This is a genomic window from Psychrobacter sp. PAMC 21119 (genome assembly GCF_000247495.1).
In the GTDB taxonomy this organism is placed as follows: domain Bacteria; phylum Pseudomonadota; class Gammaproteobacteria; order Pseudomonadales; family Moraxellaceae; genus Psychrobacter; species Psychrobacter glaciei.
The window spans coordinates 37990-55723 of sequence record NZ_AHVZ01000004.1 but is presented as its reverse complement, the minus strand read 5'-3'; the positions used below and the strand labels follow the sequence as shown (position 1 = coordinate 55723).

At 43.1% G+C, this 17734-nt stretch carries 15 protein-coding genes and 4 tRNA genes; 8 read left to right on the top strand and 11 right to left on the bottom strand.

The genetic code is table 11. From position 1 onward, the window contains the following. The first annotated feature begins 121 nt into the window (after positions 1-121). The 4 genes from RH96_RS00790 to RH96_RS00775 all read left to right on the top strand — a co-directional run bounded on the left by RH96_RS00790 (position 122) and on the right by RH96_RS00775 (position 4613). Positions 122-925, top strand: coding sequence for an acetyl-CoA carboxylase carboxyltransferase subunit alpha (locus RH96_RS00790; RefSeq protein WP_010196080.1), 804 nt, complete (start codon positions 122-124; stop codon positions 923-925). 414 nt (positions 926-1339) lie between these two features. Continuing rightward, positions 1340-2905 (top strand): tRNA lysidine(34) synthetase TilS, encoded by a 1566-nt coding sequence (gene tilS / locus RH96_RS00785; RefSeq protein WP_010196079.1) that lies wholly within the window; start codon positions 1340-1342, stop codon positions 2903-2905. A gap of 176 nt (positions 2906-3081) precedes the next feature. Further along, positions 3082-3912: a pyrroline-5-carboxylate reductase gene (gene proC / locus RH96_RS00780; protein ID WP_010196076.1), complete on the top strand. Its 831-nt coding sequence runs from the start codon at positions 3082-3084 to the stop codon at positions 3910-3912. 131 nt (positions 3913-4043) lie between these two features. After that, positions 4044-4613, top strand: coding sequence for a YggT family protein (locus RH96_RS00775; RefSeq protein WP_010196074.1), 570 nt, complete (start codon positions 4044-4046; stop codon positions 4611-4613). Positions 4614-4694: 81 nt separating this feature from the next. Here RH96_RS00775 and RH96_RS00770 read toward each other — a convergent pair whose 3' ends face one another. Further along, positions 4695-5501 (bottom strand): hydroxymethylpyrimidine/phosphomethylpyrimidine kinase, encoded by an 807-nt coding sequence (locus RH96_RS00770; protein WP_010196073.1) that lies wholly within the window; start codon positions 5499-5501, stop codon positions 4695-4697. 453 nt (positions 5502-5954) lie between these two features. Between RH96_RS00770 and RH96_RS00765 the strand changes: the two genes are divergently transcribed. From RH96_RS00765 to RH96_RS00755, 3 genes are all read left to right on the top strand, one after another. Beyond that, positions 5955-6044: transfer RNA gene (locus RH96_RS00765), tRNA-Ser, on the top strand. 176 nt (positions 6045-6220) lie between these two features. Continuing rightward, a tRNA-Arg gene (locus tag RH96_RS00760) sits at positions 6221-6297 on the top strand. A 277-nt stretch (positions 6298-6574) separates the two neighbouring features. Continuing rightward, positions 6575-7228 carry an RDD family protein gene (locus RH96_RS00755; RefSeq protein WP_010196071.1) on the top strand — a complete coding sequence of 218 codons (654 nt, stop codon included), beginning with the start codon at positions 6575-6577 and terminating at the stop codon, positions 7226-7228. 42 nt (positions 7229-7270) lie between these two features. Here the strand turns inward: RH96_RS00755 and RH96_RS00750 are convergent, their stop codons facing one another. The 7 genes from RH96_RS00750 to RH96_RS00720 all read right to left on the bottom strand — a co-directional run bounded on the left by RH96_RS00750 (position 7271) and on the right by RH96_RS00720 (position 12300). Then, positions 7271-8251 carry a calcium/sodium antiporter gene (locus RH96_RS00750; protein ID WP_010196070.1) on the bottom strand — a complete coding sequence of 327 codons (981 nt, stop codon included), beginning with the start codon at positions 8249-8251 and terminating at the stop codon, positions 7271-7273. 210 nt (positions 8252-8461) lie between these two features. Next, positions 8462-8842, bottom strand: coding sequence for an aspartate 1-decarboxylase (gene panD, locus RH96_RS00745; protein ID WP_010196068.1), 381 nt, complete (start codon positions 8840-8842; stop codon positions 8462-8464). Between the two features lie 100 nt (positions 8843-8942). Then, on the bottom strand, positions 8943-9524 hold the full coding sequence (gene pth / locus RH96_RS00740) for an aminoacyl-tRNA hydrolase (protein ID WP_010196065.1): 582 nt from the start codon (positions 9522-9524) through the stop codon (positions 8943-8945). Between the two features lie 205 nt (positions 9525-9729). After that, positions 9730-10419 carry a 50S ribosomal protein L25/general stress protein Ctc gene (locus RH96_RS00735; RefSeq protein ID WP_010196063.1) on the bottom strand — a complete coding sequence of 230 codons (690 nt, stop codon included), beginning with the start codon at positions 10417-10419 and terminating at the stop codon, positions 9730-9732. 429 nt (positions 10420-10848) lie between these two features. Then, on the bottom strand, positions 10849-11796 hold the full coding sequence (locus tag RH96_RS00730) for a ribose-phosphate pyrophosphokinase (protein WP_010196062.1): 948 nt from the start codon (positions 11794-11796) through the stop codon (positions 10849-10851). A 110-nt stretch (positions 11797-11906) separates the two neighbouring features. Next, a tRNA-Gln gene (locus tag RH96_RS00725) sits at positions 11907-11982 on the bottom strand. A 242-nt stretch (positions 11983-12224) separates the two neighbouring features. Then, positions 12225-12300: transfer RNA gene (locus RH96_RS00720), tRNA-Gln, on the bottom strand. Between the two features lie 311 nt (positions 12301-12611). Here RH96_RS00720 and RH96_RS14460 point away from each other — a divergent pair. Beyond that, on the top strand, positions 12612-13517 hold the full coding sequence (locus RH96_RS14460) for a hypothetical protein (RefSeq protein ID WP_010196060.1): 906 nt from the start codon (positions 12612-12614) through the stop codon (positions 13515-13517). 11 nt (positions 13518-13528) lie between these two features. Here RH96_RS14460 and ispE read toward each other — a convergent pair whose 3' ends face one another. The 3 genes from ispE to RH96_RS00700 form a co-directional block, all read right to left on the bottom strand. Then, positions 13529-14473 carry a 4-(cytidine 5'-diphospho)-2-C-methyl-D-erythritol kinase gene (gene ispE, locus RH96_RS00710; protein ID WP_227500922.1) on the bottom strand — a complete coding sequence of 315 codons (945 nt, stop codon included), beginning with the start codon at positions 14471-14473 and terminating at the stop codon, positions 13529-13531. 74 nt (positions 14474-14547) lie between these two features. Continuing rightward, a complete protein-coding gene (gene lolB / locus RH96_RS00705) occupies positions 14548-15192 on the bottom strand; it encodes a lipoprotein insertase outer membrane protein LolB (protein WP_010196056.1) in 645 nt (214 codons plus the stop codon). Between the two features lie 210 nt (positions 15193-15402). Then, positions 15403-17319, bottom strand: coding sequence for a tetratricopeptide repeat protein (locus RH96_RS00700; RefSeq protein WP_227500921.1), 1917 nt, complete (start codon positions 17317-17319; stop codon positions 15403-15405). Positions 17320-17734: the final 415 nt, after the last annotated feature.

Here is a 17734-nt window from a genome sequence, read left to right as displayed (position 1 = left end):
GTAATGTCATGCCATTTAAGATGTGCTACTATAGCTTCTATTGAGTTTACAACTGTACTTTTATTATCTACAAACCGATAACGATGCTATTGTTAAATATAATTATTAAAGGGAAAGGTCTATGAGCACTGTCTGGGATAGTGTGCAGCTTGCACGACACGCCAAGCGTCCATTATTTATGGACTATGTTAATCAGCTGTTTACCGAATTTGATGAGCTGCACGGCGACCGTGCGTTTGCTGACGATAAAGCCATCTTGGGCGGGCTTGCGCGCTTTGACGGTATGCCAGTAATGGTGATTGGTCAACATCGCGGTCGCAGTACTCGTGAGCGTATCGCGCATAACTTTGGTATGGCCAATCCTGAAGGTTATCGCAAAGTCATTCGCTTGGTAAAAATGGCGGAACGTTTTAATATTCCTGTTATGACCTTTGTTGATACTCAAGGCGCGTACCCTGGTATTGGGGCAGAAGAGCGTGGACAAGCGCAAGCCATTGCCGAAAGCATCGCAGTGTTTTCTAGCTTAAAAGTGCCGATTATCGTGACCATTATTGGCGAAGGTGGTTCAGGTGGTGCATTAGCGATTGGTGTGGGTGATAAGGTGAATATGCTGCAAAATAGCATTTACTCAGTTATCTCTCCGGAAGGCTGTGCCTCTATCTTATGGAAAACAGCTGAAAAAGCACAAGATGCCAGTGAAGCCTTAAAATTAAATGCGATTAATTTATATCAAATGGGCTTGATTGATGCCGTCATCGAAGAGGGCGAAGGCGCTCATATTCAGCCACAGCCAGTCATGACTGCATTGAAAGCACTCATTGCTGAGCAGTTAGATGAGCTTAAGGATTTAGATGCGCATGAGCGTTGTGAGCTGCGCTATGAGAAGCTGAAAACTTTCAACTCTGAAGTGATGTTGCCTTGTTAGTTGTTTAGCATAAAAATGATTTAACATTTAGCGTCTCTAATCTTGCGCTTTTCATATTAGAGACTCAGTCTTAATGCTAAAATAAAAACGCGTCATTCTATGGCGCGTTTTTTTGTGCCAACTAACTTCTGCATTAATAATGTATATATAGTCAGTGCAAAGTAATATCGATACATGACGCACTGCTGATATCAATTTTTCTTGCTTGCTGTGCCTGCGCAGACAGAGGCTACAAAAAATTGATATCAGCAATACCGTCGCGTTTCTAGGATATTTTGACTATATAGTCAATCCTCTATAAATTGGATACGGTGTCAAGCTTGCTTAGTCTACTACTTGTAGTACTTTCACTCGCCTTCCTTGTATCCAAATTATACTGAACCGACTATAGCAACTCAATAAATAAGATGAATTATGACCAGCAGTGCAATCCTTCCATATCACATTGAGCCAATAGCTGAGTTGCCAATTGATACTCATTTGGCTGAGGCGTTATTGACCAGTTTGGCTGAGTACGGTGAGCAGCTGCATGGTCGACGACTTTGGCTGGCTTGTAGTGGCGGGCGCGATTCCTTAGCATTAGCGGCATTGTGTGTGCAACTCTATCACCAAGGTAAATTGCCATTTTTACCGCAATTACTGCATGTGAATCATGGTTTGCAAGCGGATAGTGATGCTTGGGCGAAACATGTGGCTGATTGGGCAGCGGCTCAAAAAGTACCGTGTCAAATTTTACATGCGCAAGTGGACGGTCATGATGAGCAGGCGGCACGGCTAGCACGCTACGGTGTCATGCGAGCGCAACTCAATCAAGATGATGTGTTGCTATTAGCGCATCATGCCGATGACCAAGCAGAAACGGTGCTAATGCGACTCATTCAGGGCGCTGGGGTGAATGGGCTGTCGGGTATGCAGCCATGGCGTATACAGACACAGAACGCGCATCGCATGGTCTTATGGCGACCTTGGCTGACCGTCCAGCGTGCCAGTATCAGCACTTATGCCCAACGCTTGAAATTGCCCTATATCGACGACCCGACCAATGATGCGGGGGATAATGTGCGGAGTGGACTGCGCCGTGATGTTATGCCAGCACTGACAAAATATAATCCCAACGTCATTGACAACATTGCTCGTAGCGCGCAGTTACTAAGCGATGCACAAGCGACTGTCAGCGCTCAATCAGCAAAAGACATGCATCGCACAGCTATTCACTCTTTACAGCTACCACCCGCACAACGTGTGCTAAATATTGATGCGTTGCAAAAGCTACCCATTTATCGGCAGCGGCAACTATTGCACTATTGGCTCGGTCAAGATGAGCCATTACCGCCCGCCAAGCAGCTAGTCGATGATGTACTACATCTAAGCCAACGTGATGATAATGATCACCAAACGGAACTTTTTTGGCAAGGTCGCACGCATGCGTATATCATTCGACGGTATCGTCAGCAGCTTTATCGTCTAAGCAATGATTGGTTGGCATGGCTTAACATGCCGCTTAATGAACAAACCCAAATATTAGCCCTTACCAATCTGTCCAACATTTCTAGCAATGGCTTATCTGAGAATAATTTGGCACCGATTCATTTAAGGACGAGCACCGACTTTACTTGGCAGTTGCAGATATCACCTCAAGCATTGGCACAGTTATTAGACAATACGGAAGATGAGCATGCGTTACAGACAGTAATGAAGATAACAGCATTAGATCGCAAGCAGCGCTTACAGACTGCATTGGCATCGCGCCCACAATCAGGAAAAAAACTGTATCAAACGTTGGGCATTCCATCATGGTTGCGTGAGAGTTTAATAGTGGTTAGTGTAATGTGTATTCATACAGATGAAGAATTGCCGTTATTGCTAGTATCGCCATTTGAAAGTTGGGTGCTAGGGAGTGATCATTCAGGTATTCATTTCGACGACAATCAGTTGGCAAAATATATTGAGAGTAATCTCAGCCTAAATAAGAGAGTCTGAATACTTACTGAGTTCATTCTAATGTAACGATAGCATTAGGCGCGACAGCATAACGAGCATAACGGGTACTTTGAATTTATCAAACGGTCGTAGTAGCAGTATGGTAAACTGAGTGTCATTTTAAATGCCATTATGTTACTTTGATTACCTTTGAATTTTTTGAGTAGGAGACATGTATGTCAGTATTAGATAATAAGAAAATCAGCTTCATCGGCGGCGGAAATATGGCACAGGCTTTGATTAGCGGGCTTGTGAGCTGCGGTATCAAACCGAGTTTAATTACTGTTGCTGATCCTAGTAGCGAGGCTCGAGAGCAACTGGCTGCTAAAGGGTTGAATACGGTTGACCCCACTGTAGATGCAACTGCTGCTATTATCGATGCTGACATTGTGGTATTGGCAGTAAAACCGCAAGTGATGAAACCGGTCGTGAGCGCTTTTGCCGATGTGTTAGACAAGCAATTGGTAATTTCGGTCGCGGCAGGTTTATCGACGGATATTTTGTCAGGCATGCTAGGTGGCTATAGTAACATCGTGCGCGCGATGCCAAATACACCTGCTATGATTCAGATGGGTGCGACCGGTCTGTATGGTACGGATGATATCTCTGCGGAACAAAAGCAGTTAGCAACCGCGGTGATGGAAGCGTCGGGTCTGGTCATGTGGGTTGATGAGGAAGAGCATATGCATGCAGTCACAGCCGTGTCAGGGTCAGCGCCAGCATATATGTTTTATATCATCGAATCGATGGTCGATGGGGCAGTTGCTTTAGGTTTAGATAAAGAACAAGCCTCAGCATTGGCCATGCAAACCATGCTAGGCGCGGCAAAAATGGCGATGGATAGTGATGATGCACCTGCTGAGCTACGCCGCAAAGTCACGTCACCGAACGGTACGACTCAGGCTGCAGTAGAATCGATGCAAGCCAATGAGATTGGTCGTCAAATCGGTGAAGCCATGCAAGCTTGTTATGACCGTAGCCAAGCGCTTAGCGAAGAGATGAAATAATACCAATAGCCACCGGATAAACCAGTCACTTTGAGAGTGGCTGTCATCATAAATGGTTAATACTGGTCTCGATTATTCGTCTTTTATTAATTTTGTTGTTATTAGCGTACAAGCCCATTGAGTAGCAATTCATGAACAACCTGTTATTTCAAATTTTTGATTTGGTCACCACCTTCGCTATGATGTTGGTCTTCATCCGTTTTATGCTGCAGTTTGCAGGGATGGATGCCAGCAATCCGATGATTGCTCCGGCTTACAAAGCGACCCATATCGTCGATGTGTTTGGGCGTATTTTCCCAACTGTCGGGCAAGGTCGTATCAGTATTGCCGCCATCGTGCTGATGTTTTTGATACGCCTGATTGATATCTCTGGTAAAGCCGCGTTGACCCATAAAGGCATCGCACCTGTCCCGCTATTTTTTACGGGTACCATCAGCTTGATATTAGACTTTTTACGCATGTGTCGCTATTTGGTCATCGGCTCTATTATTGTGAGCTGGATTGTCGTGTTTACTAAATCTGAGCATCCTATTATTGGCATCATCATTAATTTGGCTGAGCCAATTTTAGCGCCCTTTCGCCGTATCACACCAAACTTAGGCATGCTTGACTTGTCACCCATGGTCGCCTTTTTTGCTTTTATTTTGCTCGAAATGCTCATTGGTGGTTTGGCAGCGAGCTTTATGCCGATGTTGGGCTAGTAAAGTAAAGACAGAAAGCTAAGAAAAGATTCGCTAAAAAAGACGCTCTATTAATATAGAGCGTCTTTTTTTATTTATCGTTTATAGATTATTCTGAAAGTCTATAAAACGATTGGGTATCAATTGGGCTTGGTCATCATCAGGATGCGGAGCATCAGCCGCACGCAGGGTTTGTGTAATCCAGCTATCGGCTGCCTTGACCGCATCGATAAGCACGTCTCCCATCGCCAACCGTCCAGCGATAAAGCTAGCCAGCGAGCAGCCAGAGCCATGAAATTCACCTGTTAGGCGTGGTAAAGTGCTTTTATGCACCATATCACCTTGTATATATAGATATTGCTCGATATCACCGCTATCAAAATCGTGTGAGGTTTTGACCAATACGGCATAACACCCTTGTGCGCACAGTTTTTTCGCAGCTGTATGCAAGTCTTGCTCACCACTCAAGGCTCGCAGTTCATGAGTGTTTGGGGTAATCAGAGTGGCATAGGGCAGCAGCTTCTTGAAAGCGGCGACCAACGTCTGCTCGTCACCTAAGCTACCACCACTATTGGCAACCAATACTGGATCCAGTACAAAAGAGGTGTGTTTCTTGATAACTTTATTAGCGAATAATCTAGTCATCATTTTTATATTATCAGTAGTGCCGAGCATGCCCGATTTGATCACCTTTACTGGCAAATCATCGAGCACTGCCATAGCTTGATTTCTGACTAATTCAGCGCTACAAGCTTCAAAACCGAAAACTTGCTGCGAGCTTTGTATGGTAATGGCCGTACAAGCAATGGCAGCATGACCACCTGCTTGACCAATGGCTTCGATGTCTGCTTGTAATCCAGCACCGCCTGAGGGATCCAATCCTGAAAAACACAGTACTACTGGTCGCATAATACTTCCTTTGACATAATCTAAAATGAGTAACAAATACTATAGACACCCACTACTAAAAAAGCCATAGCAGGTTAGAGATTGTGTATAGACGGTCAATCCACCAACCAATAACAACGCATACCAAACCCAAAAAGTACGATTAGCTGTGTCAAACTTGTTTAGTCTACAATGCGTAGCACTTACACTCGTTTTCCTTGCTACTCTAATTTTTGTGAATGGTATCAGATCAGGCCGACTGCTCTAAACCTCGTTTTTACTGATTATTCTGGTAATTTGGTCGTTCAAGAGGGTATAAGGCGATGTAAACAAATAAATATGATAAAAATCGCATTAAATCTGTAGACAACGCTTGCAATTCGTTTTGGCTTTGCTATAATACTCGCCCACGGGATAAGACGTATTATCAGCAATAATACTATTTTTTAGAACTTAAAAAGTCTTACATCGTTTGGTGAAGTGGGTGAGTGGCTGAAACCAGTTCCCTGCTAAGGAACCATACGTTTGCGCGTATCGAGGGTTCGAATCCCTCCTTCACCTCCATTTATAGTGTTGTTTTTAGAGTAGTATCGCAAAAAGTAGTGGTTTATTTTTTATCATTTAAAAAGCAATTTGATTTTAATGAATAAAGATGTTGACACAAGCGATATTATCTATATAATGACCAACCTAATTTACTACAAAGTTATTTACTGCGTAGTGAATGATGTGCAAAGTACGCGCTTGTAGCTCAGTTGGATAGAGCACTTGGCTACGAACTAAGGGGTCGGGAGTTCGAATCTCTCCAAGCGCACCATTTGCATTATCAATTCTTTAACCCAGTTAAAGAAACATTAAAATAATCGCCTGTCTTATGACAATTTGGCGGTTTTTTTATGTCTACAGTTTTTATAAAACTACTATTCATAAAGCCACTATTTATATTATAAAGCCATGTCCTACTTGTCATCCTCCCTCTAAATTTGAATAAACAGTCTTTTGCATCTGACGTCTTCTCTCATCATAATATACGATAAGCGCCTGAATTACGGTACAATGAGCGCTCTATTTTTCGCTTGCTATGGGCTTGTATCATGTCAAAATCGTCGTCAAAAGCGGCTAATAAAGCCAAATTGCCACCAAAAACCTCCATGCCTCGCGCCCCTGAAATTGAAGAACCAACGATTGCCAAACCTAGCACTCGTATGGCAGCGATCCTTTATGATGGGATGTTGATTTTAGCGTTGTTATTTTTGGTAGGGACTTTGCTGACGGTGATTGGCACACTTATGACTATGGAGACGGGTAGCGAGTCCTCACAAGCGCAGTCGCTGCCGACATGGTATCAAAACTTTATTATGACGCCGTCTTTTATACTGACGCTGGTGGGGTTCTACGGGATATTTTGGCGTCGCGGTGGGCAGACGTTAGGTATGCAGACGTGGCGCTTAAAAACGGTCAATAATAGCGGTCATTTACTGACGTGGGGTCAGTCCTTTAAGCGCATTTTAGCCGCCTTTATCATGCCACTCATATTTGGCATCATTGGTAGTGTCATCGATGGCTCGCGGGCTATCTTATTAACCAGTGCTTTTTTGGGCTTCATCTTTAATTATGCTTTTTGCTTCTTCAACCCGCGTGGTCTCGCGGTGCAAGATATGCTATCCAATACCATCACGTTAAAAATGCCAAAAACAGAGAAGGAAGGACTATGGCGGGTCATTAGAAACCGCAAGCAAGGAAAATAAACCGCATTATCATCGCCATAGTCTGTCAACACACTTTAAGCGTTACATGTTGGCTGTCTGCATCAGCCATAAAGTATAGCCGACGAAAAACATAACTAAGGTCGCGCCAGATATACGACCAAATGGACGCTTGGTCATAAAGGCAAAAACACACAATACCACGAGTAATAGAGTGATCAACCCCATCGCTAAAATATCACGCGATAAGATAATCGGATTGGCAGTGATAGGGGCGATGAGGGCGGCCAGACCAACGACGCCTAAGGTATTAAAGATATTAGAGCCAATGATATTGCCCAACGCCATGTCGTGCTCGCCTTTACGCGCTGCTGATAAGCTGGCGACCAATTCAGGCAGCGATGTACCAACCGCAACGATGGTCAAGCCGATAATTAGCTCGCTTAAGCCCCAAAACGTTGCCAACTCTACCGCACCCCAGACAATGGCTTGCGAGCTTGCCACCAGCATTGACAAGCCAATCAGTAAACTGCCTAACCCACGCATCAAGCTAGGATGATTGTGCTCTGTGTCGCTCAAACTTTCTGTAATAGCATCGGCGTCATTTGATTTGCCTTCGCGTAAGCTCAGCACGATTTGAATCCCTAAGACGAGCACTAGCATTCCTAATAATACTAACCCGTCAGTTAAGCTCAGCAGCCCGTCACGCAGTTGCCATGCTGCCAATGCGGTAATCACTACCAGTATCGGTAGATCGCGCTTTATGACACCTTTATGAATGATAATAGGGCTAATCAATACGGTTGCACCCAATACCAAAGCAATATTGATGATATTAGAGCCATAAGCATTACCTAATGCCAGCTCAGGGCTGCCTTCTAGTGCGGCCAACACGGAGACGACCATCTCAGGTGCGGATGTGCCTACCCCCAATATGATCACGCCAATCAAAAAACTTGGCATGCGTAACTTAATGGCTAAAGCGGTCGCTCCATCAATAAAAACATCAGCGCTCCAAACCAAAATTGCTAGACCAATCAAAATTGCAATGACTGCCAACCACATGTAGATAACTCCTTCGTTAGGGATAAAAAATAGATATCGGGTGTTGAATAAGCTTACATCATATAAAAATGGCATAAAAAAAAGCTGAATCACAATCTGGATTCAGCTTCGATATAAGTACAAGTATTTTAATGGGATTTTGACAACAACAGCAACTGTATGATGACGTATTTACCCATACTTTATGTAACAAAATTTGAAGTAATTTTCTTAAGCCACTTGTACTGGAATGATATTTGCCGTGTCTTTTACGGTGTTGTCTTCATTACAATAGACCAGTTTTGGCTGATAGGTCGAGGCTTCAACTTCATCAAAATGCGCATAAGCACAAATGATGACGATATCACCCAAATCTGCCATATGCGCCGCAGCACCATTTAGCGAGATAATACCAGAGCCTGCTTCAGCACGAATAGCGTAGGTGCGAAAGCGCTTGCCATTGGTCACATTATAGATATCGATAGATTCATTTTCACGTAGACCAGCAAGATCTAACAGATCACCATCGATACCACATGAGCCTTCATAATGAAGCTCGGCATGGGTAACGCGAGCACGGTGTAATTTGCATTTAAGCATATTAAGTAGCATAGGTTGCTTCCTTAGCGTAACTGATATTAAATAACTAAATCAAAAGGTTAATGGGGACAGAACTGCCAAAATAAAAGGCCATTATAATAGCACCACTATATTATTCGGGTAATTTAAAGCCATTAATTTGTGAACGTGCTTTTTCGACATCACCACCTAGCAGTAATGGCAAGGCCTCAAAGGCAGCAGTCAATGCGCTATCAATGGCAATTTGCTCATCGGGAGACGCTTTAGAAAGGACATGCCCACTGACTTTAGATTTGTGACCAGGGTGGCCGATACCCACACGTAGGCGATGAAAATCATTACCGATATGCGGGGTGATATCACGCAGACCATTATGACCACCATGACCACCATCGGTTTTGAGCTTGATACTACCAGCGGGAATATCGAGCTCATCATGAGCGATCAACAATTCATCATTGTGGATGCCATAAAAATTGATCATGGGTACCACCGACTGACCAGATTTATTCATAAAAGTCAGCGGCATCAATAGACGTACGTCATGCCCATGAATTTGCCCGCGTCCTGTTACTCCATGAAATTTTTTGTCAGGGGCGAGCGTGATATTAAACTGCTGCGCTAAATGATGGACGAACCAAAATCCTGCATTATGACGCGTAAACATATACTGCTGACCGGGATTACCAAGACCGACAATAAGTTTTATGGCCATAAAAACACCCTGCTTAAATTTAATAAATGAGTGATAAGGTTTGAAAAGTAAGACGACTCTATAATATTTAGCCTACATAAAAGTTGTCCTAATTTTCAAACCTTACGGACAAAAACAGCAGGAGATATTCATCACCTGCTGTTTTTCTAACTAAACAAACCTTTTCTACGTAGCATACGATAAGTCGCTACATAGTGGTGGTTTATTACTCGCCGTCTTTCTTGTCTTCAGTTTCGCCGTCAGCATCTTGCTCAGTGGCTGGTACGTCAGCTGCATCAACGTCAGCTGCATCTTCGTCAACTTCTTCAACCGTTGGTGGCTGCATGTTAACGATAGTACGGTCATGGCCGTCTTCTAGCTCAAGCTCATGAATGACAACGCCTTCAGGAAGTTTGATGTCTGATAGACGGAACAAATCACCGATTTCCATACCAGATACGTCTACTTCTAGATACTCAGGAAGTAGTGATGGTAGGCAGATGATTTCGATGTCAGATACTAGCGTTGATAGTACACCAGCAGCAGCAGTACCAGGCGCATCTTCACGACCAGTGAAATGCACAGGAACATTCATGTGGATTTTTTGACCTTTCACAATGCGCTGGAAGTCAGCATGCATTGGGAAGCCTTTAGCTGGGTGACGTTGCAAATCTTTGATAACAGCTTGATGCTCTACGCCGTCAACATTGATGGTCAAAATGTGTGAGAAGAACGCTTCAAATTCAAGCGATTTTACCAACTCATTGATTTTGATAGAGATAGAGGTAGGCTCTTCGTTGCCACCATAAATAATAGCAGGAACTAGATTCTGCTTACGTAGGCGGCGGCTCGCACCTTTACCTTGTTGTTCAGCAGAACGATCAACTGCGTTTAGCTCAAAATGGTTAATGCTCATGGATATAATCCTATAAAAAGAATGAAAAAGTGTCTGGTCATAAAAAGTGGATTTGCGACCGATCCACTAAGACGTGATGATAGCTAAGATGGCTAATGATTAATAATAACTAACAACCAGCCTCTTAAACCATTCGCTCATAGCAAGGGTTTTTATCACCATAATGATCATAAAAGTCATTATGGTGAGCATAAAAGCCATTACTTATCAGCGTGATCAGCACTTTTGGTAATATCGACCACTTTAGATAAGACAAATGGTCGGCACAGGCGCGCATTATACGTGGTTTTGTTGTGATAATAAAGACCTAGACAAAAGGCTTACCTAAAAAAAAGCGCCAAGTAATGATACTTAACGCTCTATTTTTTGCTATTAAGGCTACGTGGTCACAGTGCTTACTATCAAAATCACTGCAATAACGGTTTAAAATTAGGCATCAAACATTGCGCTAATAGATTCTTCGTTATTAATACGACGTAAGCTTTCAGCAAGCATTGGGGCAATACTGACCTGACGAATTTTGCTACATGCTTTAGCTTCAGCCGATAACGGAATTGTATCGGTAACGACGACTTCGTCTAGCGCAGATTCGCTGATGTTTTTCAGCGCATTACCTGATAGAACAGGGTGAGTAATGTAAGCTAAGACGCGACGTGCACCGTTTGCTTTTAATGCTTCAGCCGCTTTACATAATGTGCCTGCAGTATCGACCATATCATCAACGATCACGCAATCACGGTCACGAACATCACCGATGATATGCATCACTTGTGATTCATTGGCACGGGCACGGCGTTTATCAATAATCGCCATGTCGGTATCACCCAATTGCTTGGCCATCGCACGCGCACGTACCACACCACCAACGTCAGGTGAAACCACCATGATGTTGTCATAATCTTGTTTTTTGAGGTCGTTGAGTAGTACAGGCGTACCGTAGATGTTGTCAACTGGAATATCAAAGAAGCCTTGAATCTGATCTGAATGCAAATCAACGGTCATAACGCGATCGATACTAACGATGTTTAGCATGTCAGCGACGACTTTGGCCGAAATAGGTACACGAGCTGAACGAGGGCGACGGTCTTGGCGGGCATAACCGAAGTAGGGCATAACAGCCGTGATACGGCCAGCACTAGAGCGACGCAAAGCGTCAGCCATCATCATGATTTCCATCAAGTTGTCGTTGGTCGGTGCACAAGTAGGCTGCATGATAAACACATCTTTACCACGTACGTGTTCTTTGATTTCCACGGCAATTTCGCCATCAGAAAAACGCGTGATGTCAGCTTTACCAAGAGGTATATGAAGGTGATCGGCTACGGTTTTTGCTAATTCTGGGTGGGCATTGCCCGTAAAAATCGCCAAATAAGGCATGACAGAAGTCCTATTGATTGACTCAAGCAGCGACCGCTAAGCAGTGTCAAACTGCTCAAATTCAGAAAAGAGTGGTGAAAATGATTGGAGACTACTATTACAGTAAAAAATGGTAGGGGTAGCTGGACTCGAACCAACGGATGTCAGGATCAAAACCTGATGCCTTACCAACTTGGCTATACCCCTGTAATGTCTAGGCTATGAACATCCGATATCTAATAGTAACTACTAGTTATTCTTAGAATGATGTCATCACCTGTTAATTATCTCATAAACGATTAAACCGTCTAAAAAACAATTTTTTCCCTAGCGGTGTCCATTGCGAACTATACCGAAACTGGGATAACGTTGTCAATGACAATCAAAATAAGTGAGTATTTATAATACCAATTATAATCAGTGTCTATCGAACGCTTCGTACTAAAAAATGGTAGGGGTAGCTGGACTCGAACCAACGGATGTCAGGATCAAAACCTGATGCCTTACCAACTTGGCTATACCCCTATTGAGGCGACCTATTATAATTAAATTTTCAGATTTTGCAAGTCATTTGCGGCTTTTTCTGGTGTTTATTAACAATGAGTTGATGTTGAGGTGGTTTTGATAGGTGAGTGGCAGAAATCGACCATAATAATTGACGCGTTAATGAGATCTTATTGTAGGATTGTATGGGTGAGCTTAGATAGGATTATCTAGAGCAGCGTTTTTTAAAATGTAATAAAATTCTTTATACTTAATGTCTACAGTTCTTTAAATTACTTACAATAGAAGTCAAATAAATATATTTATATAAATAGCCAATAAGGGATAGTTTCTTGGGTATAAAACAGTGGTTCGTTAAACCAACGCCTAAGCAGTTTTTTTATACAAGTTCAGTTTACGCGATAGTATTTCCATTGATAGGCGTTTTTATCGCTGACTCTATGGTTTCAGCCTATATGCTTTTCTTTTTGATTTTATCTGCTCTAGTAGCGCGAACCTACCTTAAGCCTGTTATTTCGAGTAATGGGTATAATGTTATTACCGGTATCATACCATTCATTATAATTATTACATTTCTCTTTAACTCAAGTATATCTTTTACAAAAATTGCTGAAGATAAAACTAAGCTAGAACAAGTGAGTGGGGTTATTCCAGATGAGCCATTTAACCGTCGAGTAGGTAAGAACACGTCATCATCATTACTAATTAGGGATACAAGGCTACATTGTAAACATTATGACCGTGATAGTTGTAGTCAAGCCTATGATTATTCTGGACAAACCGCGAATATTCTCTATCAGCCAAGTACATGGATTGGTAATGTCGTATATGAAATCAGTGTTGATGGCAAAAAGCTATACAGATACGAAGATCAGCTTGCTTATTTTAGGGCAGAGCAGCGTACAGATCGTCGCCAATGGTTTTTAACGTTCCTACTATTTGGTTTTCCTAGTTACTGGTTCTACAAACACGATAAGCGGCTTAGAAAAGCCACGCCTAAAAGGTCTATTGAAGAAGAGCAAACGTTAAAGAAATCTCAAGAATTAGCCGCTAATGAAGCGGGTTGCGCTGGTGCAATTGGAATTATTCTATTTTTGATGGTAGCCATTTGTGCTGCTTTGGCTGGCATAATTCACTTTGCTATTCATAAATTTGGTTTATCAGTGCTATATCTTGGCTTAGCTGGAATATGTTGGTATGTGCTGGTTGTATTATCGAAACCAAGCTCAGAATTGTAAAAAATAACTAGCTATAAACTCCCCACCATATAGCCCGCACAAGGCGCATCCGCAATCCATTTCGCCAAAAGTGCCTTATCAGTAGCAACATTCACATCTAACGGCAAAAACACCGCACTACCAGAGCCAGTCATTCGTGATGTTCCTAGTGCTTGCTCTTCTAAACGTTGCAAATACTGAAGCGCTTCATCGACAGCAGGGGCGAGGATGGTTACCACTGGCGTAAAGACATTATGGTAAGGAGCAATGAGGGTTTGCACATAGTCATTAGACTGACTCTTAATCATCTCAATTGATAGTGGCGTAATATCGCGCTGTAATTTAGGATGGGCGAACAGTTTGGCGGTATTCACATGCGCGTTTGGCGTTAGCACTAAATACTGCTGCACAGGCAAATCAATCGCTGTCAGCTCCTCGCCAATGCCCATCGCAATCGCATCTTGCCCAAAGATAAATATGGGTACGTCGGCACCCACTTTAGCACCGATTTTTATCAGCGCATCACACGTTAAATTAAGCTGCCAAATCTCATTTAATGTTAGTAGCGTCGTCGCGGCATTGGAAGAACCACCGCCCAAGCCTGCACCCATCGGTAAGTGCTTGTCTAAAGTGACATGCACTTGTGCTAATTGCTTAGGTAATCTGGATGATTGTATGGCAAACGTTAGCAATGCGTTTGCGGCTTTAAAAATCAAATTGTCATCTATACTGGCAGTTATTGCGTCTGCGCCAGTTAAGGTTAGCAGCTGATGACACAGCTTATTGGCATCTAACCGATTATCAGCCGTAGAAATGACGGCATCATCTGTGACTGAAAAGTGCAAATAATCGCCCCAATCGAGCAGGCGAAAAACGGTTTGCAAGTCATGATAGCCATCAGTACGCTTACCAGTAATGTGCAAAAACAGATTGATTTTTGCTGGGGACAAGCGAGTTATGGTCGTTTTAGCGCTCATATTATTTTGCATCGCCATTTGATTTATGGATGTTTCAACATTTCAACGTTTAAATGTCTCAATATTTCAATGCTTTAACGATTTTGATGATCAATCGTCATGACGACTTTATTGCCTTGTGATTGTGCAGCGCTGATTTTACTAGGCAGCTTATCGTTGCCTTTATAGGTAAAGCTGGCATTCCACTCACCATTAACTGAGCTAATCAAACGATTTTGATTGTCAAGGGTAGGGGCGGTGTCGGAAGGCGCTGGGCGACCAGATACCCAATACGGCATTTGCGAGATCGGTGCTTGCCAGCCAGTGGCTTTTTTGAGCAAGGTTTCAGGATCGTCAGCGGTCAATGTGCCAGTTTTTTCGCTGACTAGCATTGCTGTTTGACCATTGTATTCAATGTTGGTTTTACCAATCCCGAGTGCACCAATCAACTCAATCGCAAAGCGGTCGTTTTGTTGTCCCCATGCGTAAAAGCCACTGCCGCCTTGAGCACCGTTAGTATCATTAGCAGGTGTCGTAACGCCAATTTTGCCAGTGATATTGAAGCTCTCAAGCTTTTGTGGCTGCTGGCCACTTTGTCCCTGTACGGTGGTACTAGCTTGGTTTGTGCCGCTGGTGGTTTTTAATGATTGACAACCAGTCGTCACCAAAATGGCTGCTGTCAAAGCCGTCATTAGACTTAGTTTTTTGGCTGGAAAAGGGATTGTTTGTGATACTGACATGATGCTTCCTCAAAATTAACAAAGATAATAGCTTAAGCTGAATTTGTTACCCATTTATACGTCGCTGTTAGCTTCTTATAAGAGCCTTGTAGCTTTGATAACCTGTGTTTTGATAACCTGTGTTTTGATAACTTGTGTTTTGATAGTTTGCGCAATGGTTATGGCTTATTTGTTATACAAAATATTGCTTAAAAATGACCCCAGCTGTCATTAATACAGTTGTATGCGGTCATTAACATTATGCTGCCCAAATGAAAAGCGCTGCTGTAGATCGGCGAGCAAGGCGTCGACTTTGTCATTATCCCCTAGGCCTTGATAAGCACGCAGCAATAGCGTCCCTGAGCGTAGAGTGGGTAAGACATCGTAAGGGGTTTGCAGGTAATTGATCACTTGGCGGTAGTCTTCGTTGGCCAAGGCATTGCCTGCCAAGATATTCAATGCTTGCAGATGTAGCTCGTTATCGTAACGTGGATCATCATAGCGAATTTGGATGATCGCTGTCGCTAGCGCCAACCCTTGCTCAGAGCTGCGCTCGTTGGAGAGCAATAATTGGGCGTAACTGAGCTGATAAGAGAGATTGCTAGGATCGAGCGCTTGCAAGTGATTGAGCAAGGTGCGTTTGACCACGTAGTCGGCTTTATCATCTAACAGCTGAGCGCGGGCAAACAGTAACATCTCACTATTAGGATACTTGCGCGCTGCCCGCGTCAACAACCGCAGCGCTTCCTCTGGCTCATTCTGTTGCCATAAAATATCGGCTTGTAGCACATAAGTGTCAGGCGCAAAGACGTTAAATTCTTTGCGTAGTTTTTCTAAGGTAGCGATGGCTGCATCCACGTCGTCATTAATCAACTCAAAAGCGACGACTTTTTTGCGTGCTTCTAGCACCAAGTCTTCTTGCATGACACCATTGAGATAGTATTTCGCTTGATCAAAGCGTTGCTGGCGCTCGGCACTGATACCGAGGTAATAATAGGCTTGGTCAAGGTAAGCAGGACTCTTGGCAAGCATATTGAGTAGGCGATCAGCACTAGGGTACTCTTCGATGTCCAAGCTGACCAGTGCGGCCAATAAGGTAATCTCAGCATCATCAGCAAAGCGATTGTGCGCCTCTAGTAATAGCTGCCACGCTTGCTCGCTTTGTTTCAAATCCAGTAAGTAACGAATCTCATATAGGTACAAGCTTTTGCTATCAGGATTACGCAGACGTGATTGGCTAACATAATTAATCACCATTTCAGGCTTTTCTATTTTGCGCAATATATCTGCTTTTAAGGTGATAAAAGGCATATAGTCAGGCTGACGCTCTAGCGCGCGATTGATATGGACGATGGCAATTTCAGGTTCGTTAAATTGGTATAGCAAGCCTGCTTTCAACACCGATAGCGAGGCATTTTGTTCACTATCAAGGGGTTGTAGGGCGGCGAGTAATTCTCGTTTGTCATTATCGGTATTGGGATAAATGCCGATGAGGATTTCGCTTAAGTCTGCCCGAGGGTCATAACGCAAGATACGATTTAAGGTTTCACCTGCCAACAGATAGTCGTGCGCGCGCAAGGCCAAATGTGCCACATAAAACCATGCGGGGACATGATCGGGATTTTGATCTTGCCACGTTTTGGCAAATTGTAATGAATCTTCAACACTCTCATTACGCAAAGATAAGCTAAGCGCTCTCTCAAACACTGCCGTCGCATCTTCTTTAAAAGATTGCTGCTTATAAATCATCACCGCCCGGCGTGTGTCATTGCGATCAGCGGAAAACTCTGCATCCAAAAGCGCATACAAGCTTGGCTCGGTCAGCGTCGGTTGTGCGGCAATCGTCGGTGGTAAGCTATTTACATTTGCCACACTTGTTATTGTCGTTGCTGACTCGTTCTGTGTTGGTTCATTGGAAAATGTATTACGATTAGTCGCATCTGTATTCATCATTGCGACTGAAGGCTGGCTTAATGAGGATTGATTATTAGTGGCATTATGAATGTCTGATGGGTCGAGCGGATTGGCCTGAGTGGGTGAGGCTAGGCACAAACAAATGGCCAACGATAGTGTTAGCTTATAACGTTGGCATAGACGTTCAATAATGACGTGTAATAAAGCGCGAAGGCTAGATTGATCGTTATGCACAAGTTGTGATCGAAATGATGACTCAAAAAAAATCATAAATAGCAGTGTACACCTATTGTTTACCCATTAATAAGGCAATTTTATCCTGATGATTTTAAAATAGACATCGGTAGTCAGTACCCATGATCGACATTATAAAAGGAGATTGAGGTGATAAACAATAGCGCCCGTGTTACTCAATTATTCGTCCAAAAAATCTATCAGGTAGTTGATTTGTTACTCATGCGCCCAGATACAAGCAAATAGTCACCACAGGTGGTCGAGTGTAAAATAAAGCCAGCAATAATGATATAATAAGCGGTTTTAGGTTTTCCTTTAAGCGCTGTTTGCTAAACACTGCTTTTTTTTCTAATTTATAAAAACTGCTTTTTTATAAAAACTGCCTTTGGCAAACGGCGAGCACGCTTGGCTGGCA

What these genes read in the sequence shown, in the direction of transcription:
- RH96_RS00790 (WP_010196080.1), top strand. Translation starts at nt 122, where the DNA reads ATGAGCACTGTCTGGGATAGTGTGCAGCTTGCACGACACGCCAAGCGT.
- tilS (WP_010196079.1), top strand. Translation starts at nt 1,340, where the DNA reads ATGACCAGCAGTGCAATCCTTCCATATCACATTGAGCCAATAGCTGAG.
- proC (WP_010196076.1), top strand. Translation starts at nt 3,082, where the DNA reads ATGTCAGTATTAGATAATAAGAAAATCAGCTTCATCGGCGGCGGAAAT.
- RH96_RS00775 (WP_010196074.1), top strand. Translation starts at nt 4,044, where the DNA reads ATGAACAACCTGTTATTTCAAATTTTTGATTTGGTCACCACCTTCGCT.
- RH96_RS00770 (WP_010196073.1), bottom strand. Translation starts at nt 5,501, where the DNA reads ATGCGACCAGTAGTACTGTGTTTTTCAGGATTGGATCCCTCAGGCGGT.
- RH96_RS00755 (WP_010196071.1), top strand. Translation starts at nt 6,575, where the DNA reads ATGTCAAAATCGTCGTCAAAAGCGGCTAATAAAGCCAAATTGCCACCA.
- RH96_RS00750 (WP_010196070.1), bottom strand. Translation starts at nt 8,251, where the DNA reads ATGTGGTTGGCAGTCATTGCAATTTTGATTGGTCTAGCAATTTTGGTT.
- panD (WP_010196068.1), bottom strand. Translation starts at nt 8,842, where the DNA reads ATGCTACTTAATATGCTTAAATGCAAATTACACCGTGCTCGCGTTACC.
- pth (WP_010196065.1), bottom strand. Translation starts at nt 9,524, where the DNA reads ATGGCCATAAAACTTATTGTCGGTCTTGGTAATCCCGGTCAGCAGTAT.
- RH96_RS00735 (WP_010196063.1), bottom strand. Translation starts at nt 10,419, where the DNA reads ATGAGCATTAACCATTTTGAGCTAAACGCAGTTGATCGTTCTGCTGAA.
- RH96_RS00730 (WP_010196062.1), bottom strand. Translation starts at nt 11,796, where the DNA reads ATGCCTTATTTGGCGATTTTTACGGGCAATGCCCACCCAGAATTAGCA.
- ispE (WP_227500922.1), bottom strand. Translation starts at nt 14,473, where the DNA reads ATGAGCGCTAAAACGACCATAACTCGCTTGTCCCCAGCAAAAATCAAT.
- lolB (WP_010196056.1), bottom strand. Translation starts at nt 15,192, where the DNA reads ATGTCAGTATCACAAACAATCCCTTTTCCAGCCAAAAAACTAAGTCTA.